20 protein-coding genes are annotated in these 22,297 nt (G+C 56.8%); 13 read left to right on the plus strand and 7 right to left on the minus strand.

All coding sequences use genetic code 11. The annotated features are described in order from the left end of the window. The 8 genes from HGP17_RS33175 to HGP17_RS33210 all read left to right on the plus strand — a co-directional run. On the plus strand, positions 1-302 hold a 302-nt coding region (locus HGP17_RS33175; protein ID WP_168816286.1), incomplete at its 5' end, for a hypothetical protein. Positions 303-2,027: 1,725 nt separating this feature from the next. Further along, on the plus strand, positions 2,028-3,308 hold the full coding sequence (locus HGP17_RS33180) for a sugar ABC transporter substrate-binding protein (protein ID WP_168816288.1): 1,281 nt from the start codon (positions 2,028-2,030) through the stop codon (positions 3,306-3,308). A 44-nt stretch (positions 3,309-3,352) separates the two neighbouring features. Beyond that, positions 3,353-4,264, plus strand: a complete 912-nt coding sequence (locus HGP17_RS33185; RefSeq protein ID WP_246704332.1) for a sugar ABC transporter permease — start codon at positions 3,353-3,355, stop codon at positions 4,262-4,264. 2 nt (positions 4,265-4,266) lie between these two features. Beyond that, positions 4,267-5,103: a carbohydrate ABC transporter permease gene (locus HGP17_RS33190; RefSeq protein WP_168816290.1), complete on the plus strand. Its 837-nt coding sequence runs from the start codon at positions 4,267-4,269 to the stop codon at positions 5,101-5,103. A 29-nt stretch (positions 5,104-5,132) separates the two neighbouring features. Further along, positions 5,133-6,242, plus strand: a complete 1,110-nt coding sequence (locus HGP17_RS33195) for a Gfo/Idh/MocA family oxidoreductase (protein ID WP_168816293.1) — start codon at positions 5,133-5,135, stop codon at positions 6,240-6,242. Continuing rightward, positions 6,229-7,320: a sn-glycerol-3-phosphate ABC transporter ATP-binding protein UgpC gene (gene ugpC, locus HGP17_RS33200; protein WP_168816295.1), complete on the plus strand. Its 1,092-nt coding sequence runs from the start codon at positions 6,229-6,231 to the stop codon at positions 7,318-7,320. Before HGP17_RS33195 ends, ugpC (HGP17_RS33200) begins: the two co-directional genes overlap by 14 nt. Before the next feature lie 53 nt (positions 7,321-7,373). Further along, entirely contained in the window at positions 7,374-8,405 is a 1,032-nt protein-coding gene (locus HGP17_RS33205; RefSeq protein ID WP_168816297.1) for a LacI family DNA-binding transcriptional regulator, read from the plus strand. A 19-nt stretch (positions 8,406-8,424) separates the two neighbouring features. After that, the gene (locus HGP17_RS33210; protein ID WP_168816299.1) at positions 8,425-9,075 is read left to right on the plus strand and encodes a ThuA domain-containing protein; all 651 of its coding nucleotides are present in this window, start codon (positions 8,425-8,427) and stop codon (positions 9,073-9,075) included. Between the two features lie 73 nt (positions 9,076-9,148). Here HGP17_RS33210 and HGP17_RS33215 read toward each other — a convergent pair whose 3' ends face one another. The 7 genes from HGP17_RS33215 to HGP17_RS33245 form a co-directional block, all read right to left on the minus strand. Continuing rightward, positions 9,149-11,383 carry a molybdopterin cofactor-binding domain-containing protein gene (locus HGP17_RS33215; RefSeq protein WP_168816301.1) on the minus strand — a complete coding sequence of 745 codons (2,235 nt, stop codon included), beginning with the start codon at positions 11,381-11,383 and terminating at the stop codon, positions 9,149-9,151. Further along, positions 11,380-11,850, minus strand: coding sequence for a (2Fe-2S)-binding protein (locus HGP17_RS33220; RefSeq protein WP_168816303.1), 471 nt, complete (start codon positions 11,848-11,850; stop codon positions 11,380-11,382). The genes HGP17_RS33215 and HGP17_RS33220 overlap by 4 nt, the downstream gene beginning before the upstream one ends. Positions 11,851-12,184: 334 nt before the next feature. Continuing rightward, positions 12,185-12,349 (minus strand): hypothetical protein, encoded by a 165-nt coding sequence (locus HGP17_RS33225; RefSeq protein WP_168816306.1) that lies wholly within the window; start codon positions 12,347-12,349, stop codon positions 12,185-12,187. A 346-nt stretch (positions 12,350-12,695) separates the two neighbouring features. Beyond that, positions 12,696-13,526 (minus strand): carbohydrate ABC transporter permease, encoded by an 831-nt coding sequence (locus HGP17_RS33230; protein WP_168816307.1) that lies wholly within the window; start codon positions 13,524-13,526, stop codon positions 12,696-12,698. Continuing rightward, positions 13,523-14,383, minus strand: coding sequence for a sugar ABC transporter permease (locus HGP17_RS33235; RefSeq protein ID WP_168816309.1), 861 nt, complete (start codon positions 14,381-14,383; stop codon positions 13,523-13,525). Before HGP17_RS33235 ends, HGP17_RS33230 begins: the two co-directional genes overlap by 4 nt. Before the next feature lie 84 nt (positions 14,384-14,467). After that, the gene (locus HGP17_RS33240; RefSeq protein WP_168816311.1) at positions 14,468-15,748 is read right to left on the minus strand and encodes a sugar ABC transporter substrate-binding protein; all 1,281 of its coding nucleotides are present in this window, start codon (positions 15,746-15,748) and stop codon (positions 14,468-14,470) included. A 64-nt stretch (positions 15,749-15,812) separates the two neighbouring features. Continuing rightward, entirely contained in the window at positions 15,813-16,853 is a 1,041-nt protein-coding gene (locus tag HGP17_RS33245) for a LacI family DNA-binding transcriptional regulator (RefSeq protein WP_348649018.1), read from the minus strand. Positions 16,854-16,963: 110 nt separating this feature from the next. Here HGP17_RS33245 and ugpC (HGP17_RS33250) point away from each other — a divergent pair, with 110 nt between their 5' ends. The 5 genes from ugpC (HGP17_RS33250) to HGP17_RS33270 all read left to right on the plus strand — a co-directional run bounded on the left by ugpC (HGP17_RS33250) (position 16,964) and on the right by HGP17_RS33270 (position 22,158). Further along, positions 16,964-18,055, plus strand: a complete 1,092-nt coding sequence (gene ugpC / locus HGP17_RS33250) for a sn-glycerol-3-phosphate ABC transporter ATP-binding protein UgpC (RefSeq protein WP_168816315.1) — start codon at positions 16,964-16,966, stop codon at positions 18,053-18,055. A 27-nt stretch (positions 18,056-18,082) separates the two neighbouring features. Further along, positions 18,083-19,003, plus strand: a complete 921-nt coding sequence (locus HGP17_RS33255; RefSeq protein WP_168816317.1) for a nucleoside hydrolase — start codon at positions 18,083-18,085, stop codon at positions 19,001-19,003. Positions 19,004-19,164: 161 nt separating this feature from the next. After that, on the plus strand, positions 19,165-20,175 hold the full coding sequence (locus tag HGP17_RS33260) for a LacI family DNA-binding transcriptional regulator (RefSeq protein WP_168816319.1): 1,011 nt from the start codon (positions 19,165-19,167) through the stop codon (positions 20,173-20,175). Positions 20,176-20,278: 103 nt separating this feature from the next. Beyond that, complete coding sequence (gene denD, locus HGP17_RS33265) at positions 20,279-21,259, plus strand: D-erythronate dehydrogenase (protein WP_168816321.1); 981 nt, start codon at positions 20,279-20,281, stop codon at positions 21,257-21,259. Then, positions 21,256-22,158 (plus strand): NAD(P)-dependent oxidoreductase, encoded by a 903-nt coding sequence (locus tag HGP17_RS33270; protein ID WP_168816323.1) that lies wholly within the window; start codon positions 21,256-21,258, stop codon positions 22,156-22,158. Before denD ends, HGP17_RS33270 begins: the two co-directional genes overlap by 4 nt. The last annotated feature ends 139 nt before the right edge of the window (positions 22,159-22,297 follow it).

Raw genomic sequence — 22,297 nt, forward strand, 5'->3', positions numbered from 1 at the left:
AGAACAGTTCCGGCGATGCCATCACCATCGACGGCTTCAACGAGGACCAGTTCCGCGTCAGCCTGGGGGCCGAGATCGCCCGCTCCTTCACGATGGAGAACGGCACGAAGCTGACGCCGAAGCTCGGACTGACGGGCGGCTATTCCGGCATGGACGGCGCCGGCGCGTTCGCCGCCGTCACCGCCGGCGTCTCGCTGCAGACCCAGAACTTCTGGATGCTCGACACCAGCATCCTCTTCAACATCGAGGGCGACGGACAGAAATCCGTCGGTGCAAAGGTCGCGGCTTCGAAAAAGTTCTAGGACCTGAAAATGGATCGGCCCGCGCGCGCAGCCTGGTCGCGCGGGGAGGGCGCTCACCGCTGGCATTCCATTTTTGATCGGCTGATCGATCCGTCCTTGCAGAGAAACTTTGCATCCGCAGTGCAAGAGCCGCGCTGAGGATCTGACATTTATCGGCACGAGCGAATACCTGAACGCACCTAACGATTAGTATCGGCTGGGCGATAGCGACAGCATATTTATCACCTGCCTGGGATCCGAAGAGTCAAGCGTTTGCCGGAACTTCCTCGACATCAAAGACAAGCATCTCTTCGTGACCTATCTGTCAACGTTACGATCCGTCCGGGACAATTCCCTGATCCTCCCGATACTGCGTCGATTTTTGCAGATGTGGGAAGTATCAAGATGATCCAAAGGAGCGGCGGCAAGTGGATGATCTGCGCGTAACAGCAGCACTTCTTCCTCCATGGATAGCTGCGGGTGGCTATAACGCAACGCGACGACATTTCGCCAAATCACGGAAGCACCTAAGAACGGCCTCTAGCCTACTATCATCCAGTGATCGTATGCCACCGCCCACCAACTGGAGAGGGGGATTAGAGAAGAATCGTGCTACGCTAATTATCAGTTCGGTCTTATAACCGACATTAAGGATGGTAGACCGAAGATATATCTCGATCACAAGGCTGGTGCAGCCAGAGTGAACTCTTATAACGGTATGCTGGCGAAGATCGACAAGACGACTGGGAACAGGATTCCACCAAGCTTTTCATTGTTCTTGTAGAAAGCCAGCAAGGTTGCTCCGCTCATCGAGCATCCTTAGGGGAATTGACGTCAAAAGTAGCTTCGACATCGGCCGATAATGGCTGGTATTCTGCATCTATAATTGACTGGTGTTCGTTGAGAAAGTTTACGCCCCGCCTTGGCAGGATTCTGGCAATCGGCAAACGAGTAGTTCGTCGAATGAAAAGAGCTGGTCTAAACCGTGCAAATTGATGGGTTCCCGAAAAGCTTCCCCAGTCAGACCGCAGTTAATCTCATTGCCTGTCCAATGGAACCACCCAAATGACTATGCGAAACCTCATCATTGCATCCGTTTGAGTTACAATATTCATCTCACTAGCAGTCGCGTATCTGTTTTCTGGCCCCTCGCTCCCCGGAATGGAGAGACCATATGTGCTGGAGAGGCACTGTCTTGCTGACCTCAGACCCTGCACACATCAAACGAAAGACCTCTGGTTGATGGACGTATTGCGGCGGCAATAACATTTGGAACTGAAGGAATGCGTTCTGCTTCACCAAAACGCCAACGCAGCATACCTCACAAACTTGCAGCCAACGGGACCGGCTAATGACTACTCACGCAACGAGTGTTGCTGAGAAATGATCGCGTTCACTCAACATAAAGGTGTGGAGGCAAGACCTGCTCCCTTAGGCGCACGATCTTCAGTAGCGAAACCGGCGGAGGTCCAAATTGAAGACAAAGCTAGCTAGATCTTTGTGCGCTTAGGTTCCTTGTCGCCGATGTAGTTGAATGAAAAACTTATTTACCCATATTCTGCCAAATAAAGCATTATAAATAAACGAAAATTTGAAAATTGGAATTGATAACGTTATCAATAAAAATAGAGAACGTTATCAAAATATGTTGACACCAATGATTTCATCCGCTGTTATCGCCATGCGTTGAGGAGCGCAGCCCCAAGCCACGTGGAGGTGGCCGGCGAAATCAGTGGAGGAAATCGGATGACATCGAATTTCGCGGTTCGACGCCGCACAGCGCTGGCCTTTGCTTTGATGGCGGCGACGAGCTTGATGACCTTGAACGGTGCGGCAAACGCAGCTGCGGTAAAACTGCAATTCTGGGACATGATCTGGGGGCAGCCGGAATACATCAAGGCGGCACAGGCCGTCGTCCAGGAGTTCAACAAGGAACATCCCGATATTCAGGTCGAGTACCGCTCGATCCCGTGGAGCAACTGGTACCAGACCTTTGTGACGGCCGTCAGCTCGGGAAGTGCGCCGGATATTTCCACCGGCGCTGGCTATCAGGCGGTGCAGCTTTACAAGATGGGCGCCATCCGCCCGCTGGACGACATGATCGACAAGATGAAAGCTGATGGCGATCTTAAGGATTTCTCGCCTGGGACTATCGATACGTTGCGCTTCGACAACCACTATGTTTCCTTGCCTTGGGGGCTCGACATTCGCGTCTGGTTCTATCGCCCATCTCTGTTGAAGGCCGCCGGCGTTGAGGTGCCCGAAACGTGGGACGAGTTCCGCGCGGCGGCCAAGAAGCTTACGGGCAACGGCAAATATGGCGTCATCGCCTCCGGCGACACCGGAGGCAGCCATTACCTTCTCGCTTCGATGCTCAACAATGGGGGCGCGCTCTTCGATGCCGACGGCAAGTCGACATTTGCGTCCAATCCGCGCAACGTCGAGGCTCTCGACTGGCTTTCGAGCTTGGTTACTGACGGGTCGATGCATCCTGCCAGCCCAGGTTACTCTTCCGACGATCGACGTGCTGCTTTCCTCAAAGGAGAGGGGGCATTCGTCCTCGATGGACCGAATACGTACAAGGGCGCTGGCGCCGCCACCGACGATATTGCTGTCCTACCTCCATTAAAGGGACCGCATGGCGACCTTGGGACGATCTTCTGGGTCAACAATATCATGATGTACAAGCAGACAAAAAATCCGGAGGCCGCCGAAACCTTCATGCGCTGGTGGTCGCAGCACCAGCTCCCGCTTTGGACGGAAGGGCACACAAGCCAGATCCCGGCGCGCCAATCGTTCATCAAGGACGCGGTTGCCGGGGACAAGACCTATCAGTATGTGGTCGATCACTACATCCCGATCGGCAAGACGACCGCCACCGCCTACAAAGGAATTTTTCCCCAGCTTAGCGAGATCGAAGGCGAAGGTGTCCTGCAGACGCTGACCCAACAGATCTTTCAGGGCGTGCCTGTGACGGACGCGCTGCCACAGGCAGATTCCCGAATTCAGGAAATAATGAGCAAGTAAGCCTTCGCGCCGTCTTGGTCTCCCGACACATCGGAGCATGATTCATGTCGCTAATGACTGAACCCACTCCCTACGCCGGACGGTTTGACGTCCGGCGATGGTGGAGCAACGGAAATGCCTTGCCCTATCTGCTTCTGTTACCGTCAGTGCTGGTTATCGGGGTCGTCATTCTCGTCCCGTTCTTCCAGGCGCTTCAGTACAGCTTCACGAACGGCTCGCTCCTGCAGGCTGGCGACTTCGTCGGCCTGAACAACTACGGGAAGCTGTTCGGTTCTAGGGATTTCTGGAACGCGTTTCGCTTCAGCGTGATCTTCGCCGTGGCGAATGTGGTTGGTTGCTATGTGCTGGGGTTGGCGCTCGCATTGTTGATGAACATGGAGATGCCGTGTCGGGGGTTCTTTCGCGTCGCGCTACTTCTGCCCTGGATCATCCCGTCTGTCGTGTCCATTGTCAGCTGGCGCTGGATGGTTGCCGACCACAACGCTGTCGTAAACCAGATCATACAGTTGCTCGGTGGCCGCCCGATTTTCTTCCTATCCAATAATGATTGGGCTCAGTTTGTCGTCGTGCTCATCAAGATCTGGCGCAGCTTTCCATTCATGATGCTCTCGCTGCTCGCCGCTCTGCAGGGCATCGACCGAACGCTGTACGAAGCGGCGGCGCTCGACGGCGCCACAAAATGGGATGCCTTCCGGCATGTCACGATGCCTCAGATCCGCGACGTCTCCATCATTCTTTGTCTGTTGATGACGATTTGGACGGTCAATGATTTCGACACGCCATGGCTTCTGACCCAAGGCGGTCCGGCAAACTCGACGGAGAATTTCGTCCTGCTCGCCTACAAATACACCTTTGCACGCAATGATCTCGGCACCGGGGCGGCGATCTCCTTTGTCACTCTCATTATCCTGATGGTCTTCATCGTCATCATGCTGCGTCGGCAGAGGGAGCCTTAGTCATGTCACCGACCGCAACCTCGGCCGTTGGACGCTGGCGCCTTTTCGCCATCATGGTGGTCATCGTCGTGATTATCAATTTCCCGATTATCGTCATCGTGGCGAACTCGTTCCAGACTACCGAGCAGATCATGATGAGCCGTTCGGTCATCCCGCAGCATTTCTCGCTGGCGAATTATCAGTTTCTCTGGAGCCAGACGTCGTTCCTGCGGTTTCTGCTCAATAGCGTGATCGTGTCGGGCGGCAGCATGCTGTGCGGCATCGTCGCCGCCTCGATGGCTGGCTATGCACTGTCGCGTTTCAAAGGACCCGTGCTGTCGATCTACTCCAAGGCACTTTTCGTCATACAGATGTTTCCGATCATCCTGGCACTTATTCCGCTGTTCATGGTCTTTCGCGCCCTGGAATTGGTGAACAGCCCCATCCCGGTCATCATCATCTACACCGTTGTGCATTTGCCGTTCGCAACCTGGATGGCCAAAGCTTTCTTCGACACGATCCCACGGGAACTTGAGGAGGCGGCCCTTGTCGATGGATGCTCGAAGTTTCAGGCTTTCATCCGCATCGTGCTGCCACTTTCGGGACCTGGCATGGCCGCCGTTTCGATCTTCAGCTTTCTGTTCTCCTACAATGAGTTCTTCGTGGGCAGTGTCTTCCTGCGTGATGAAAGCGCCATGACCGTGCCAATCGGGATGCAGATGTTCATGCAGCAGTTCGCGACGGACTGGGGAAGCCTCATGGCTGCGGCAACGCTTGCGGTCATCCCAACCTTCATTCTGTTTCTCATGGTCCAGAAATACATCACCTATGGAGCCGTCGCAGGCGGCGTCAAAGGGTAGTCTCTCTTTCAATTCCAAGGAGTTTCCACGTGACAATACTCAAGGTTGGGATCGTCGGCTGCGGCGAGGTAACCCAAATCATTCATCTGCCTGCGCTGCGGCAGCTCTCGGAGCAATTTCAAATCACAGCGCTTTGCGATGTCAGTCCGACCGTGCTTGATGGCGTGAGCGCCGTTGTGCCTCTGGCTGCAAAGTATGGCGACTACCGCCAGCTGGTTGCCGACGCCAACGTCGATGTCGTGCTCGTAGCAAATCCGCACGCCTATCATACCAGCGTGGCGTTGGCCGCCCTTGAGGCGGGCAAGCATGTCTTCGTCGAAAAACCAATGTCGATCACATTTTCGGAAGCCGACGCTTTGCAAGAGGCGGAAGCACGCACAGGCAAGACGGTGCAGATCGGCTATATGCGGCGCTATGCCGGCGCATTTGTCGATGCCGTCGAGCGCATAAAGGCCGATCGCGACAACATCCGTTTCGCGCGCGTCCAGGATTTCATCGGTCAAAACCGCATCATAATCGACGATACCTCACGAGTGATCCGGGGCAACGATATTCCGGCCCAATCCATCGTCGAGCACCAGAGGCTGACGGATGCAAGCATGGTCGAAGCAATCGGGACCAACGATCCGATCCTGAGCCGTGCCTATGGCTTGCTGCTCGGCTTGTCGAGCCACGATATCAGCGCCATGCGAGAGTTGCTCGGCATGCCCAAGAGCGTGCTGCACGCGGCTGTGCGACAGGGCGGCGCCTATATCACCGCGACCTTCGATTACGGCCACTTCGTTTGCGAGTTCGCGACCGGCGTCGATCAGCTTGCCCGCTTCGACGCCTATCTGGAAGTCTATAGCGAAAAGAGCGTCACGCGCATCGACTACGATACACCCTACGTGCGCAACATCCCCGCACGGCTATCTATAACCGAGCCGGAAGGACCGGCCGGCGTTCGCCAGGTGGTGTCCTTTCCGAGCAGGCTCGATTCGTTCGTCGTCGAATGGCATGCCTTTCACAACCATGTCACGCGGGGAACAAAACCGAAGACGACGATTGCCGACGCTCGCCAAGATCTCGAGATCTTCGAAAGCATCATGCAACATCTGAAGGCCGGGAGCGCCGGGGAATTGAGCAATGTCGCAAGTTGAAATCTCCAACGTTCGCAAGTCCTATGGCGCACTCGAGATCCTGCACGGCGTTTCCCTCGATATCGAGGATGGGAAATTCGTCGTCCTCGTCGGGCCGTCGGGTTGCGGTAAGTCCACCCTTCTTCGGATGATTGCCGGCCTTGAGGACATCACCAGCGGCGACATCGTTATCGGCTCGCAGCGGATGAATGATGTGCAGCCGAAGGATCGCAACATTGCGATGGTTTTCCAGAGCTACGCGCTTTATCCGCACATGACGGTCGCCGAGAATATGAGCTTCTCGCTGCGGCTAAAGAAGGAGAGTTCCGAAAAGGTTGAGCGCGAGGTCAAGCGGGCAGCGGAGATCCTGGGCCTGACTCCGCTTTTGCCGCGTTATCCAAGGCAACTGTCTGGCGGCCAACGCCAGCGTGTCGCCATGGGACGCGCCATCGTCAGAAACCCGCAGGTTTTCCTGTTCGATGAACCCTTGAGCAATCTGGACGCCAAACTGCGCGTCCAGATGCGCGGCGAAATCAAGCAATTGCATCAGCGTCTGGGAACAACGACCGTGTATGTCACGCATGATCAGATCGAGGCGATGACCATGGCGGATGAAATCGTCGTCATGAAGGATGGAAAGATTGAGCAGCGTGGAGCGCCGCTCACCCTATACGATCGGCCCGAAACTGTGTTCGTCGCCAGTTTCATTGGGTCACCATCCATGAACCTGCTGGACGGCGAAATTGCATCTCGTGACGATGGGCATGGCGTCCTCTTGACCGATGGCACATTCCTTCCCCTCGACGGCGACTGGAGCCGACATGCGGGACGGCGTGTGATCTACGGCATCCGGCCGGAAGACATCTCCTTGGGCCGAAGCGACCTCGCCGTTCGGGTGGATGTCATTGAGCCGACTGGACCGGAGACGCAGCTTCTTGGCGCGGTGGGACAGGACAAGGTGACCATACTTTTGAAGTCGCGAGTCGGGTATGCGCCAGGAGAGGTGGTTCGTTTTGCCATTGATCGCGGCCGCGCACACGTATTCGATGCGGAAGGTGGTCATCGCCTGTCCATAGGCGGGGAGCGCGCGATCCACTGACCCCGCGGACAGGTCCGACAAACGGAGCGCGCGGCCGTGAGAAGGAGGAAGAATTGGCTACAGATCAACCAACGCGTCGCGCAACGATCCATGACGTTGCCCGTCTTGCCCAGGCTTCGACGGCCGCGGTGTCGCGTGTATTGCGCGATGCATACGGCGTCAGTGACGATATGGCGGCACGTGTGAAAGCAGCCATGAAGGAGCTCGACTACAGGCCGCATGCTTCGGCGCGCGGCATGCGGGGCAAGACCTATACCATCGGCATTGTCCATCCGGATCTCCGCAATACGTTCTTTCCCGATATCTTCGCTGCCGTTGCCGAGGTCATCTTGCCGACCTCGCGTCAGATGCTGATGGCAACAAGCGAGTGGACCTCTGCCGAAGACGTGCTTGCCGCGATGCACGATCGACGCATAGAGGGAATGATTGTCGTGTCGCCGCATATTTCGGAGAACAAGCTGGTCGAGGCGGCAAGGGTGGCGCCGCTGGTGTTGACCCACCGCCACAGTTATTCGACGGCCTACGACACGATCGTCAGTGACGATGACAGCGGCGCCGAAATGGTCGTGCGTCATCTGGCCGAGCTTGGCCACAGACGCATCGTGCACCTGGGTCCGATGGCAGGCAGGCAGTCGAAGCAATTGAGTTTCGTGTCGGCGCGGCGGGCGAATGCCTATCGCAGGGCCATGGAGGCTGCGGGTCTCGGCAAATATGCGGAAGTCGCCGATAGCCCGCACTATAGCGTCGAGGACGGATTTCGCGCCGGGCATGCCGTTTTAACCCGTTCTCAGAGGCCGACCGCGATTTTTGCCGGCACTGACAACGTTGCCTTTGGTGTCATTCAGGCTGCGTTTGAGCTGGGGATTGAATTGCCGCGGCAATTATCTCTGGTCGGCTACGACAACACAGGAACAGGCAGCCTCGGACCGCTGTCGCTAACGTCTGTCGATCAGAACCCTCACGAGATCGGAACGCTTGCGGCCCGGATGCTCTTGTCGCGGATGGATGGCCGCCAGGAGGCCGAGCGCATCTCCATTCCGCCGCGCCTTGTTGTTCGTCGAACAACAGCGGAACCATTCGAATAGACAAAACAGGAGAATTGCAATGCCGAATGCACTTATCGTCTGGGGCGGCTGGAACGGCCATGAGCCGGAGGAATGCTCCCGGATCGTCAAAGAGATGCTTATCAAGGATGGCTTTGATGTCCGTGTTGAAGCCAGCACCGCGGCGTTCTCCGATGAAGTGCTGTCGACCGTGGATCTGGTCGTGCCGATTGTGACCATGTCGACAATCGCCAAGGAAGAGGTGAGGGCGCTTACCCAGGCTGTACAATCGGGTGTCGGTCTCGCAGGCTTTCACGGCCAGATGGGCGATTCCTTCCGAGATGCAGTCGACTATCAATTCATGGTCGGCGGACAGTGGGTTGCTCATCCCGGTGATGTGATCGACTACAAAGTCGATGTAACAAGACCTGACGATCCCATAATGGCGGGCATCGAAAGCTTCCCGTACCATTCAGAGCAATACTATATGCATGTCGATCCCTCCAACGAGGTGCTTGCCACCACGACCTTTACCGGCGAGCACGCAAGTTGGATCGATGGTGTCACGATGCCGGTTGTGTGGAAGCGGCGCCATGGCAAAGGCCGGGTCTTCTATTCCTCGCTCGGCCACGTTGCAGCAGAGTTCGAGAACCTCTCGATGCGCACCATCCTGCGTCGTGGCCTTAACTGGGCGACCCGGCAAGCGGCCTGATGCGCCTTTGTGATATTTGGCGCCTGCTTGAACGTATAAGACAACGTCCAAACTGCGACTATCCCACGCATGATCAACCCAATGCAGTCTTGATTTTTTCGGGCGTCAGCGGCAGGTCACGGATGCGAACGCCTGCAGCGTTCGCAATCGCATTCGCCAAGGCGGCGGACGCCGGCCCCACGGTTCCCTCACCGGCGCCCAGGCTCGGATCATCGGGCCGATCAATAACGATGACATTGATCGGAGGCACCTCTTCGAAGGTCAAGATTGGGTAGCCGGCCCAGTCTACTGAGGTGATCTTCTCCCGATCAAATCGCATTTGCTCCTTCAGGGCCCAGCTCAGGCCCTGAACGATGCCGCCCTCGCTCTGGCTTTTGACGCCGTCGGGATTGATCACAAGCCCCACGTCCACGGCCGCATGAACACTCAAGATGGCTACGGCTCCAGAAGCCCGATCCAGTTTCACTTCGACGGCAACAGCGGCAAATGTTGAAATATTCTTATAGCGGGCATAGGCAAATCCCCGTCCGGTCGTTCCATCGCTCTTCCAGCCTTCTTGCCATCCTGCAGCTTTTGCCGTGGCTTCGATGACCGCGCGCCCGCGCGGGTCGGATAAATGGTTCAACCGAAATTCGACTGGGTCGATGCCCGCAGATGCGGCAAGTTCATCCATGAAGCACTCGATCGCGTAGATGTTGGCCTGGCCGCCCAGGGTGCGCAGCGAGCCTGTCCGGATTGGCATCTCTGTCAAAAGGTGATGCGAGATCTTCCGTCTGGCGAGATCGTAATAGGGTACGGCGTTGCGGTCGCCATTGCCGAACGGTTGAGGAATCTTCAGCGGCGGCGAGACATGATAGCCCTTCCCAATGTACCAGGACGCCAGGAGATTGACGCCTCCAGGTTGACCTGGGCGGGTCGCATGACTGTTGCCCCAGACATCGTAGGTCCAATCGACGATCTTTCCCTCTGGCGACAGACCGGCCTTGACCTTCATCGACATTGCCGGGGAGATGGGGGACCACGCAAATTCATCACCACGCATCCATTGCAGCTTGACCGGACGTCCTTCGACGGCTCGCGCCAGAAGCGCTGCGTCCATGGCCGCATCGTCTGCGCCATTATGGCCATAACAGCCTGCTGCCTGAACATGGATGACATCGATGGATTTGCTCGGAAGCTCGAGAACCGTAGCCATATCGCCTCTGAGCGGGAATGCGCCCTGCGTGTGCGACCATACGGTCATATGTCCATCGGCAAAGCATGCCACAGCGCAGCTCGGGCCAATACTGCCCTGAGACAGATAGGGCCGGCTGTAGCTAGCCTCAACCCAGGTCCGGACCGGGGTCAGTGGCGCCTCCTGCCCGGCCGCGCTGACGAGAATGTCTTCGCGCGGAAGCGCGCGCAACTCCTCGACAAGATGGTCTTCATCTAGCAGAGCCGGCCCTTTGCGCCAGCGGGCGGCGGCACGAAGCGTCTCGGCGGCGGCGATCGCTTGCTCCTCACGTTCGGCGACGACACCAAGGAAGCTTTCGATGCGCACGACTGCAACGATACCAGGCTGTTGGCGAACGTCATGGTCGTCTACGTTTTCAAGGGTTGCACCCGGCGACGGGGGGCGAACGATCCGACCGAAGACCATTCCGGGCAGGCGCATATCCTGCAAATAGACGCCCTTGGCGAGGATTTTTCCGGGAAGATCGATGCGGGCAACCGTGTGACCGACAAGGCGATAATCCTGCTTGGCCTTTGCTTGTGACCCGGCGCTGACGTCACGATCCAAAAGGTTGATTTCGGATACCGCGATCTCGCCATAGCTGATGTGCGGGCCGGATGGGATCTGCCGTATGACGCCACTGTCCACCGCAAGCGTGCTTGGAGGCACATTCAGGCGTTGTGCTGCCGCGGCAACAAGAACGGCGCGCGCTTGCGCGGCTGCGGCCCTTAGGGCCGACCCACTCTGTTCAATCGACTGCGATCCATAAGTATAGCCTTCATCAGGGCCGCGACTGGTATCGGCGGAGATCATCCTGATCTGCGCCATTTCCACGTCCAATTCATCAGCAGCGATCTGGGCAAGTGCAGTTAGGATGCCCTGGCCGAGCTCAGCCTTTCCGGTGAACACCGTGACGATATTGTCCGCCGACACACGGATCCAGCCATCGAGACGTTTCGTCTTCGCAAAACTCTGCGGCGCGGCACCCTCAACAACCTGCGCGATCCCGCGTGGTGCAAGTGAAAAGGTCGCCACGAGCGCGCCAAAACCGATGCCAAACGCACGGCGCGTCAGCGTGCCAGTTGCACCGTTCATCGCGCCATCTCCTTTGCGGCATGCTGTATCGCGTCGACGATGCGATTATGGACGCCGCATCGGCAGAGATTGCCGGACAATTCTTCTTTGATAGCGTCCGCGCTCGGCAATTTTTCCCTGTCGAGTAGGGCTTTGGCCGTCATGATCATGCCATTGGTGCAGTAGCCGCATTGGGCCGCCTCGAGCGATATGAATGCCGTCTGCAAGGGGTGTTGGTGACCGTCTGCAGACAGGCCATCGAGCGTGACGATTTTCTGACCATCGACCGTGCCGATCGGCGTGATGCAGGAGCGTGCCGCCTGACCATCGAGAAGGATCGTACAAGCCCCACATTGTCCCAGTCCGCAGCCAAACTTCGGTCCGTTCAGCTCAAGATCGTTGCGAAGCACGTAAAGAAGTGGTGTGTCCTCGCCGCAGGTTACAGAAGACTGGCGCCCATTGACGTCCAGAACGAAAGTTTTCGACATGTTGCCACCTCGCGAATGTTGGTGTTGCCGTTTCTGAACCCGTAACGGCCTCATAGCTTGGCTCGCTGGGGCGGCCGGTCCAATCTCCGAGATTCCCGAGAGAAGTGAACATCGGAGGATCTAACGAACTACAGGCGTATTTTATTGTCAATGATAATATTGCATTTGCAACTAATGTTTACGCAAACGTCAGTGTTTGCCACTTCATTGTCAAACGCTATGAGCGGGATATAGTCGACCCTGCAAAGGGCCGGAGCGCGCCTGGTTAGCGCACGGTTCACGTGGGAACCCTTGATGTGACTGGAACGAGGCGGCGCGATGTGTTCGTCTTTTCTTAAATTGCCACGCTGCTTTTGCGTATATCGGCCAGGGCATCAATCATGATCGAGGAGACGATGGCGCGCATCGGAGCTTCCAGTATTGCGGCCGGCTTGCCGGGGAAGCGGGAATTCGCGCCACGCAATGGGTGCGACCAGATCAGCCGCAGGAGCCCAAACATTCGTGGTCCGAAGGAGGGGCGGGATCGACTGATCAGCTCCCATGCGTTCCATGATTTTATGATGACAGTTGCATCGATGCTGAATGGGCAGAAAATCATACACGATTTCTGCACGCGACAATTGTCGCCTCGCTCCTCATCTGGGCTTGGACCGTATGGTGTCGACGCTCCAGGAATTTAAGGGCAAGCGGGCCGAACTCGTAAAACCGACGGCCGACTAATACCACCTCAAGGGAGAGCTGACTGGCTGAAGCCAAAGAAGCTTGAGCCATGGTTTGGCTTTGCGAATGCTAGCGTGCATGCCGCGCCGCTTTTAACCGCGTATGCTCCGCCACCCTTGTGTCGATTACTCCTTACTTCCGGTCGCTGCGACCGAGGCAGAGTAATATTGCTGGAAGATCGTGAGCACGGCCATGGGGATCAGCGAGATCACCAGAGCGGCCGCGAAAATCAGACTATAGTTCACGCTGTACGAGGTCGAGAATTGGGCGATCGCCACAGCGGCCATCTTGTAGCCTTCGGCGGGCGCAATCAGCAACGGCCACAGATAGGCCTGCCATTGGAAGATGAAGAGGATGAGCGACGCGCTTATGAGTGCCGGGACAGACAGGGGCAGGTAGATGCGCCAAAAGATTCCGAAATAGCCCATACCATCGACCAGCGCCGCCTCGCGAAGTTCCTTCGGAATACCCAAAAAAAACTGCCTCAATAGAAAGACCGCCAGCCCGTTGCCGATGCCGGGAAGGATTAGTCCCGTATAGCTGTTTTGAAGACCTAACTCGCGCATGATCGCGTAGAGTGGAACCGCAATGGCGTCAAACGGAATGAGGAAGCTAACAACCAGGACCAGAAAGATTGTGTTGCGGAACGGAAAGTCGATGACGGCGAGTGCGAAAGCTGCCGCGGAGGAAATCGCAAGGCCGATCACGATGGTGACGAATGTCACGAAGATGGAATTGAAGATCGCCAGACGGAAAGGCCCCGTCCACAGTTCCACAAGATGCTCTAGCGTGATGTTACGCGGCAGAAGCGTCCAAAGGCTCAGGGGTGAAAGATACTTGAAAATGTCTGCCGTCGGCCTCAGCGCACTGACCGCCATCCACCAAAGTGGCAATACGAACAGCAATGCGCAAACGATTGTGGCCACGGTCCGGAGTGGGCTGATTTTGTCGTTCATGCGTTGACATCCTCTGGCGAGCGCATAAGGCGGAATTGGATAAGGACGACAACGAGTACCACCGCAACCAGCACAACTGTTGCGGCTGCGGCACTGCTGGGGTCATCCGAGATGAAGGCGCGCGTGTAAATCTCGTTCATGATGAGGTCCGTCGAACCTTCAGGACCGCCTTGAGTAAGAATTTGCACGGGAGCGAAGACCAGAAAATTGGCCACTGTGTTGGCGACCAGCACAAAAGTCAGCGGGCGGCGCAACTGCGGCAAGGTCACATAACGGAATTGCTGCCAGCGATTGGCGCCATCGATGCGGACAGCCTCATAAAGTGATTTTGGAATCTCCTGCAAACCGGCGAGGATGAAGGTCATCCAATAACCCACCCCGATCCAGCTGACGATGACAATGATCGAGGCGAGAGCCTGATCGGGGGATGTGAGAAAACGCATCGGCTCCAGACCGACGGAGGTGATTACTGCGTTAAGTGGCCCATCCGGCCGAAACGCGACGCCCCACACCACTGCGGACACGCTCTGCGGGATCGCGACGGGTAGAAGAACAAGGGCGCGCCAGAACCCGACATAGGGAATGGCGGCGTTCATCAAAAGTGCCAAAGCAAGCGCGATCGCGATCTGCAGCGGGTTGACAATGATCGAATAGATCACCGTGGTGAGAAGGCTTTGAAGGAAGACCGGGTCGGTGAATATATACGTGTAGTTTTCGAAACTGTAACTTGTCGCGCGCGGGGCCAACAGCGAATCATGGACCGCCGACAGCGCCGGCCAAATTCGCAGAAAAATCACCGCCAAAAGTGCTGGTGCGAGATACGCTGCCGCAATCGTTAGTCTTTGATGGGCCTTCATCGTCATTGCCTGTAAAATCGAAGATGATACCGAGCGTTCAGATACGTCGAACGCTCGGTCGTTGCTTGTGTTGAAGCTGTCGCCTCAGCGAATGCGGCCGAGCGTCGATTTCAGCTGGCTCTGCGCCTGCTTCAATGTTGCATCGACATCGGCGCCGTTGCGGATATCGCTGAAAGCCTTGTTCATGATGGTCTCGAAGGACACGTAACCGACCGAGCGTGGCCGGCTGACAGGCGTGTCGCGCGATTCATAGGTGATGATGTCGATGGCTGGACCGATCTTCGTGGTGAGCTGCTTCATCTTGTCGGCATAGATCTTGTAGCCGTCGGCATTGACCGGGGGAAGAGGATTGTTCTGAACCGTCAGATAGGAACCCTCACCAGTCAACGTCGCGAATTCCGCAAACTTCTTCGCTGCGTCGGAATTGGCTGCATGCGGGCTGATGGCAAGCGACCATGACCCCGTTGGCGTGACGGGTTTTCCGTCCTTGAAATACGGCATCGGCGCGACACCGTAGTTCAGAGATGCCGTCTTGTCGAAGATCGATATTGCCCAAGGACCTGTAATCATGAAGGGCGTCTCGCCATTCGAAAAGAGGTCGTAGCTCTGGTTCGGCGTCACACCGCGCGGCGAGAGTCCTTCCGAGAACTGAGCGGCGTACCATTTGGCGACGTTGACCCACTTGTCGTTCAGCAGATCAGGCTCAAGCATTTCCGGTCCCTTGAGACCTGGTCCAGCGCCTGCCGACTCGAATAGCGGCTGCAATTGGTAATAACGATCGACTTGCTGGAAGGCCCAGCCATACTTCGTGCCGGCGCCCTTTTTGACGGCCCGTGCCTCATCCAAGAATTTTTCCCAGGTCAATCGATCCCCTTCCGCCGCACTTGGTTCGGGGACATTTGCCTTCTTCAGCAGGTCGCGATTGAAATACAGGAGCTGCGTCGAATTCCACATCGGATAGGCATAAATCTTATCCTTGTAACTGACTTCACCGATCGAAACCTTATTCGGTACGGCGGTCTCTATCTTCTGGCGGCTACCTTCCAGATCGAGCAGATACCCCTTCGAGGCAAAGGCGGGAATGCGCGGTGTATCGCATTCGAAAATATCAATGCTTGCGTCACCGCCACCCACTCGAGATTGGATCGCCGCGTTGAGATCCTCGAACGGGACCTGCTGATAGGCGATCTTGATATCGGGATTGGCCTTCTCAAAAGCCTCGATAACAGGAGAGAAGACCTGAAGAGGCGCTTCTCCAACGAAATTAACGGTTGTCTGCGCGTAAACGCTGGTGCCGAGCAGCAGCGACACGCCCGCAGCGGCCAACGTCAAGGGCAATCGACGCAAAGATGTCGAACGAAACATGTTTTCCTCCTCAGCAAAAATGCATTCTGCACACGGATGCAGATTACGGCTGGCCGACGTGTTGTCAATCTTTCATTTTTGTTGCGCCGGTCGATTCGCGTGCCACAAGGTTGGTCGCTATGCGGAAATGACGGGTGCGGGAGCGCTCACCGGACAGCCTGGACAGGATTTCCTCGATCGCGACATCGACCATTCGCGGAATATTTTGATCGACTGAAGACAGCCGGTACGCGGGCCAATCGGCCGCCATGGCATTGTCGAAGCCGATGATGGCGATGTCATCAGGAACGCGCAGCCCAAATTCGAGCTTCGCCACATCCAGCGCCGCGAACCCCATCAGATCATTGGCCGCGAAGATGGCGTCAGGCTTAGTGCCCGGTGAAAGGAGCATGCGGGCGGCCGCCGCGCCGCCGTCATGGGTATAAAACCCGATGGACTCGCGTTGGACCTTCAAGCCGTGCTCGGCAAGCCGTTGTTTGAACCCACGCTCACGATCACGGCTGCTCGATGTGTCCGGATCACCCGCGATAAAGGCGATACGTTTTCTCCCGATTGCAATCAGGTGGTCGGCGACCTGGGCGCCAGCCTCCTCGTTGTCGCAGGTTACGGAGGTGATTTCATCGAGATCGACATAGCGATTGATCGTAACGACAGGTTTGCCGCTGTTGGCAAGATCTAGCGCTGTTCTCGACGCAAGCTTGGTATTGGCTAATATCACGCCGTCGACCTGGTAAGATAACAGCCTCGAAATCAGCTCGTCATTGTCGGTTTCGGCCGCGCGTAGAACAAAAGCCGCCAACCCCTTATCCTGGATCCGTTCGATACATTCCTGCAGGAGGAGGGCATAGAATGGGTTTATCAGGTCCGTGGTGATGATCCCGAGTATGTGAGTTCGATTGGTTGTCAGGCTGCGCGCCAATATATTGGGCCGGTAGCCGAGCATTTCGGCCGCACGAAGCACTTTTTGTCGTGTTTCGGCCGAGACGTAGGCCCCCTCGGTGAACGTACGCGATACGGCCGAACGAGAGACGCCGGCCAATTTTGCGACGTCGACCGAGCCGACTTTGGCGATCCGATTATCCATTCCGTTTTGTTTTCTCGTCATCTCTAACCTTGACGGCTTGTCCTCTACGGCTTTAGTACTGCACACGGATGCAGAAGAAAAGAAGGCTCTTTGCCTTCGTGTTCGACCCGGGCATGACTACGGAGGATAGGGTGAGCAAGATTGAACTGAAATCAATTCAGAAACTTTACCGTTCATTGAAGGTGATCCATGGGATTGATCTCACAGTGAACGATGGAGAGTTTCTTGCTTTGGTCGGCCCTTCGGGCTGCGGAAAGTCGACATTGTTGCGCATGATCGCCGGTTTGGAAGAAATCTCGGCTGGCGAGATTGCGATCAGCGGTACCGTCGTCAACGATCTCGGGCCAAAGCAGCGAAATATCGCGATGGTGTTCCAAAACTACGCACTTTATCCGCACATGACGGTACGGGACAATATTTCGCTGAACCTGAAGCTTTCGAACGTCCCGAAGGCGGAGATCGGCAAGCGCGTGGAAGAGGCGGCGCAGTTGCTCGACATAAAGTCATTGCTTGATCGGCGACCCGCTCAGCTTTCCGGAGGACAGCGTCAACGCGTCGCTATGGGGCGCGCGATCGTACGCAACCCGGCCGTCTTTCTTTTCGATGAGCCTTTGTCCAACCTTGATGCGAAGCTCCGCGTCCAGATGCGCTCCGAAATCAAGAGTTTCCATCAGAAGGTCAAGACGACATCGATCTATGTGACGCACGATCAGATCGAGGCCATGACGCTTGCCGACCGGATCGTCGTGCTCAATGCCGGCAGGATTGAACAGGTCGGAACGCCGATCGAGCTTTACGAGACACCCAAAAACACATTCGTCGCAAGCTTTATCGGTTCTCCGGCGATGAACCTATTCGAGGCGACGGTCAAAGACGGCGAAAACGGCTCGTTGATTGCGATCACCGGCGGCGGTCTGTCCGTCGAGTTGCCAAGGGCTATCCGCACGAGTGCCGGCAATTCGATCACGGTCGGCATCAGGCCGGAGCATATCAAACTTACCGGTGAGGGGTTCAAACTGCCAGCCACGATTGCGCATGTGGAGCCGACAGGCGCTCAAAGTCATCTCATGATTGATTGCAATGGTACGACGATGACAGCGGTCGTTGACGATATCGTCCGTCTCGCACCGGGGGCCGCGGTCAATTTTCACGTCAACCCCGATAAAATTCATGTGTTTTCCAAAGCCGATGGCACAAGGCTGCCGTCAGGCATCAATGGTTGAATTCAAAGGCCTATCAAGGAGAAGGTGATGGCAATTTCAGAAACAGCTCGTTTGAAGCTTTTGCAGCCGCCGGTCGGAAAGGTTCGTGTCGTGCTCGACACCGACACGTACAACGAGATCGACGATCAGTTTGCGATGGTGCAAATGCTTCTGTCGAAGGAACGCTTCGATGTGGAGGCGATTTATGCGGCTCCCTTCTTCAACAAGCGTTCGACAGGTCCGGGCGACGGAATGGAACTGAGCTATCAGGAAATCCTGCGTCTCCTGGAACGCCTCGACATTTCGCCGGATGGCTTGGTTCATCGAGGTGTGACTGAGTATGTCGGGCCAAAGAAGGAGGCGCGGCAGGCGGCGGCCGTCGACGACTTGATCGCACGGGCGCGGGCAGGCTCGCCCGACAATCCGCTTTACGTCATTGCAATCGCAGCGATTAGCAATATTGCCTCCGCCCTTTTGAAGGCGCCTGACATCATTGACCGAATTGTCGTGGTCTGGCTTGGCGGGCACGCCTTGGAATGGCCGGATACGATCGAATTCAATCTGAAGCAGGATGTCGGTGGCGCTCAGGTGGTGTTCGACAGCGGCGTGCCGCTCGTACTCGTCCCCTGCCGTGGTGTCACGACGCATCTTCACAGCACGGTGCCTGAGATCGAGCGTCATGTCGAGCCGCATGGGAGCATCGGCGAATTCCTGGCCATGCGTTTCAAGGAGTATTCCGACGATCACCTTGGCTGGTCGAAGGAAATCTGGGACATGGCGCCGGTCGGCTGGCTGCTTAATCCCGATTGGGCGCCGAGCGTCATCGCCCCGGCTCCAATCCTGAGCGACCAGATGACCTGGAGCGTCGATCGTCGTCGCCACCCGATCCGCTACGTCACGTTCGTTGATCGCGATCCAATCCTGAAGGATTTCTTTGTGAAGCTAAAGGATTTCGCCGCGCAAAAGTAAAGTTCGGGCGAAGTGAAAAAGGGCGTCCGGCCGTAGCCGGACGCCTTTTCATATCCAACAACGCGCTGACGAAATAATGACAGCGCAAACATTTTTCTTAAATGCGTATTGTCAATTGGCAGCTATTGCGTATGTTAGCGCTGTCATCTTGGGAGATTAGAATGACCAAGCGGGACGATGCGACGATTACCTTGAAAGATGTGGCCGAGGCGGCCGGTGTGAGCGGGATTACGGTTTCACGCGTTCTTCGCGCCAGCGGCCCGATCAGCGAAGCGACAAGAAAGCGTGTGCTGGAAGCGGTCAAGACGACTGGCTACGTTCACAACAGGCTCGCTGGCGTGCTCGCTTCGGCGCGCTCCAACCTTGTGGGCGTCATCCTGCCATCGCTTTCCAATGGTGTGTTCCCAGAGGTTATGGCCGGCATCAACGAAGCGCTCGCACAGTCTGGATTTCAGCCTGTCGTCGGCGTGACAGACTACGATCTGATGAAAGAGGAGACGGTCGTTCGATCGATGTTGTCGTGGAAGCCAGCCGCCATCATCCTTACCGGGCTGCAGCATAGTCGTAACACCCGGCGAATGCTGGAAGATACACCCATTCGTGTGATCGAGATCATGGATGCGGGTGGGCGGCCGATAGACGTGGCGATCGGTCTGTCGCATCGCGATGCAGGTTCGGCAACCGCGCAGCATCTGATCGAGAAGGGCTATCGGCGTTTCGGCTATATAGGCCCGGATCTTGAGCGAGATCTGAGGGCGCATGACCGCCATGAAGGGTTCAGGCACTATCTCACCCGACACGGAATTGCTGCCCCCGTTGAATATCTGAGCCGCGAGACCAGCTCGATTTCCGGCGGAAAAGAAGGGCTTGCCGAGCTTTTGCGGATGAAACCGGATCTCGATGTCGTTGTCTTTTCGAGTGACGACATGGCAATCGGTGGCGTCTATCACTGCATAGCCACCGGAATTCAGCTGAAAACGCAGCTTGGTATCTTCGGATTTAACGGGTTGGACACGGGGCAGTCTTTGCCGCAGCCGCTGTCGACAATTCGTTCAAACCGTCATCGCATTGGCCAAATCGCCGTGGAAACCTTCATCAACGACGTTACGCGCCCCTTAACCAGCAAGGTCATCGACACGGGTTTTTCTATCATTCACGGTGAGACGGCCTAGGCGCCGACCAGTTCGGGCTCCTGTGGAGCCATCATTCTCATTTCAATTAAGTAAGGCTGCCGAACGTTTCGCCGCGCGCGACGTCGGCAATAGGAGACAGCTTATGCATATTTTGATCATCGGTGCAGCGGGAATGATCGGCCGAAAGCTATCCGAGCGATTGATCTCGGAAAACGCTCTTGCCGGCAGAAAAATCGAGACGCTGACGCTTGCGGACGTGATTGCGCCACAGGCGCCTGCCTTTGCCGGGAAGACTGTCCTTGAGACCGTTGATCTCTCGTTGGCCGGCGAGGCTGAGCGCCTCATTGAAACGCGCCCGGATGTGATTTTTCATTTGGCGGCGATTGTCTCGGCAGAGGCTGAAGCGGACTTCGAGAAAGGATACCGAATCAACCTTGATGGGACACGTTATCTTTTTGAGGCAATTCGCCGAGTGCATGAGAAGGACGGGTACAGGCCAAGACTGGTTTTCGCCTCGTCGATCGCCGTCTTTGGCGCTCCAATGACGTATCCGGTTGCGGACGAGTTCCATACGACGCCTCTGACGAGCTATGGAACGCAAAAGGCCATATCCGAACTCCTGTTGTCCGATTACTCCCGCCGCGGTTTCTTCGACGGTATCGGCATCAGGCTTCCGACCGTCTGCATTCGTCCTGGCAAGCCCAACAAGGCGGCATCGAGCTTCTTTTCCGGTATTCTGCGAGAGCCGCTGTCAGGGCAGGAGGCGATCTTGCCGGTCGATGACAGCGTGCGTCATTGGCATGCTTCGCCTCGCTCGGCCGTTGGGTTCATGTTGCACGCTGCGACGATCGATCTCGAAAAAGTCGGATCGCGCCGAAATCTCTCCATGCCCGGTTTGAGTGCGACTGTCGGCGAGCAGATTGATGCGCTGCGACGTGTCGCAGGAGCGAAGGCCGTCAGCCTTATCCGCCGCGAGCGCGATGACAACATCGCGCGGATTTGCGAGGGTTGGGCGCCTGGCTTCGAAGCCAAGCGGGCTAGGGCGCTGGGCTTCGTGGCGGAAGCGAGCTTCGACGAGATCATCCAGGTTTATATCGAAGATGAGATGGGAGGTCGGCTGTGAGCGCATCCGTCCGCAAACGGGTCGCCTTTCTAGGGACCGGTCTCATGGGCGCACCGATGGTGAAGCGGCTGCTGGGCGCCGGATTCGCCGTATCCGTGTGGAATCGTAGCCATGAGAAGGCGTCGCACTTGGCGATAGACGGTGCTGTCGTTTCGACGAGCGCAGCGGACGCTGTTCGCAATGCCGACGTCGTCTTTGCAATGTTGACGAATGAGCAAGCCTTCGACGAACTCTTCTTCGCTGATGTGACAATCATCGAGGCTCTTCGAGCTGGCGCGGTTGTCGTCGAAGGCAGTTCCGTGCTGCCGGAGGCCTCTAGGCGCCACGCTGAACGGCTTCGCAAGCATGGCGTTCAATATCTTGATGCACCGGTTTCAGGGGGCGTTGCCGGCGCTGCGGCCGGAACGCTCGCGATCATGGTCGGAGGCGACGCGCCGACATTCTTGCGACTTGCGGATGTGTTTGCGCCGCTTGGTCGCGCAACGCATGTCGGCCCGACTGGCTCCGGCCAACTCGCCAAGCTCGGCAATCAGCAGATCGTCGCGGTGACGATCGGAGCGGTGGCGGAGGCCATGCTTCTGGTGCAAAGAGGTGGCGGTGACCCCGCCGCGTTTCGAGCGGCTATTCGCGGCGGCTTTGCAGAAAGCCGGATCCTTGAACTGCACGGTCAGCGGATGATCGAGCGCAATTTCGAGCCCGGCGGTACGTCGGCAAACCAGTTGAAAGATCTGAATAACATTCTCTCGACGGCCGTCGAGCTCGGCCTTGCCTTGCCCCTGACCGCCGCCGTGCAGAAGCAGTTCGCAGCGTTTGTTCAAGAGGGCGGTGCCGATCGCGACCATAGCGCGTTGCTCGTGCATCTCGAAGGTAGGAATTCTGACGGGAAGGGCAGGACATGACAGTGCAAGAACAGCGTCGTCTGCGTTCGCAGGACTGGTTCGACAATCCGGATCATATCGATATGACGGCGTTGTATCTGGAGCGCTTCATGAACTACGGCATCACGCCGGAGGAACTGCGGTCGGGCAAGCCGATCAT

The organism is Rhizobium sp. P38BS-XIX, assembly GCF_012641435.1.
GTDB lineage: Bacteria > Pseudomonadota > Alphaproteobacteria > Rhizobiales > Rhizobiaceae > Rhizobium.

Coding starts and splice junctions, on each gene's coding strand:
- HGP17_RS33185 (WP_246704332.1), top strand. CDS start 3,353: ATGTCGCTAATGACTGAACCCACTCCCTACGCCGGACGGTTTGACGTC.
- HGP17_RS33235 (WP_168816309.1), bottom strand. CDS start 14,383: ATGAAGGCCCATCAAAGACTAACGATTGCGGCAGCGTATCTCGCACCA.
- HGP17_RS33225 (WP_168816306.1), bottom strand. CDS start 12,349: ATGTTTGGGCTCCTGCGGCTGATCTGGTCGCACCCATTGCGTGGCGCG.
- HGP17_RS33220 (WP_168816303.1), bottom strand. CDS start 11,850: ATGTCGAAAACTTTCGTTCTGGACGTCAATGGGCGCCAGTCTTCTGTA.
- HGP17_RS33245 (WP_348649018.1), bottom strand. CDS start 16,853: ATGACGAGAAAACAAAACGGAATGGATAATCGGATCGCCAAAGTCGGC.
- HGP17_RS33190 (WP_168816290.1), top strand. CDS start 4,267: ATGTCACCGACCGCAACCTCGGCCGTTGGACGCTGGCGCCTTTTCGCC.
- HGP17_RS33215 (WP_168816301.1), bottom strand. CDS start 11,383: ATGAACGGTGCAACTGGCACGCTGACGCGCCGTGCGTTTGGCATCGGT.
- HGP17_RS33210 (WP_168816299.1), top strand. CDS start 8,425: ATGCCGAATGCACTTATCGTCTGGGGCGGCTGGAACGGCCATGAGCCG.
- HGP17_RS33180 (WP_168816288.1), top strand. CDS start 2,028: ATGACATCGAATTTCGCGGTTCGACGCCGCACAGCGCTGGCCTTTGCT.
- HGP17_RS33230 (WP_168816307.1), bottom strand. CDS start 13,526: ATGAACGACAAAATCAGCCCACTCCGGACCGTGGCCACAATCGTTTGC.
- HGP17_RS33255 (WP_168816317.1), top strand. CDS start 18,083: ATGGCAATTTCAGAAACAGCTCGTTTGAAGCTTTTGCAGCCGCCGGTC.
- HGP17_RS33240 (WP_168816311.1), bottom strand. CDS start 15,748: ATGTTTCGTTCGACATCTTTGCGTCGATTGCCCTTGACGTTGGCCGCT.
- ugpC (WP_168816295.1), top strand. CDS start 6,229: ATGTCGCAAGTTGAAATCTCCAACGTTCGCAAGTCCTATGGCGCACTC.
- denD (WP_168816321.1), top strand. CDS start 20,279: ATGCATATTTTGATCATCGGTGCAGCGGGAATGATCGGCCGAAAGCTA.
- HGP17_RS33260 (WP_168816319.1), top strand. CDS start 19,165: ATGACCAAGCGGGACGATGCGACGATTACCTTGAAAGATGTGGCCGAG.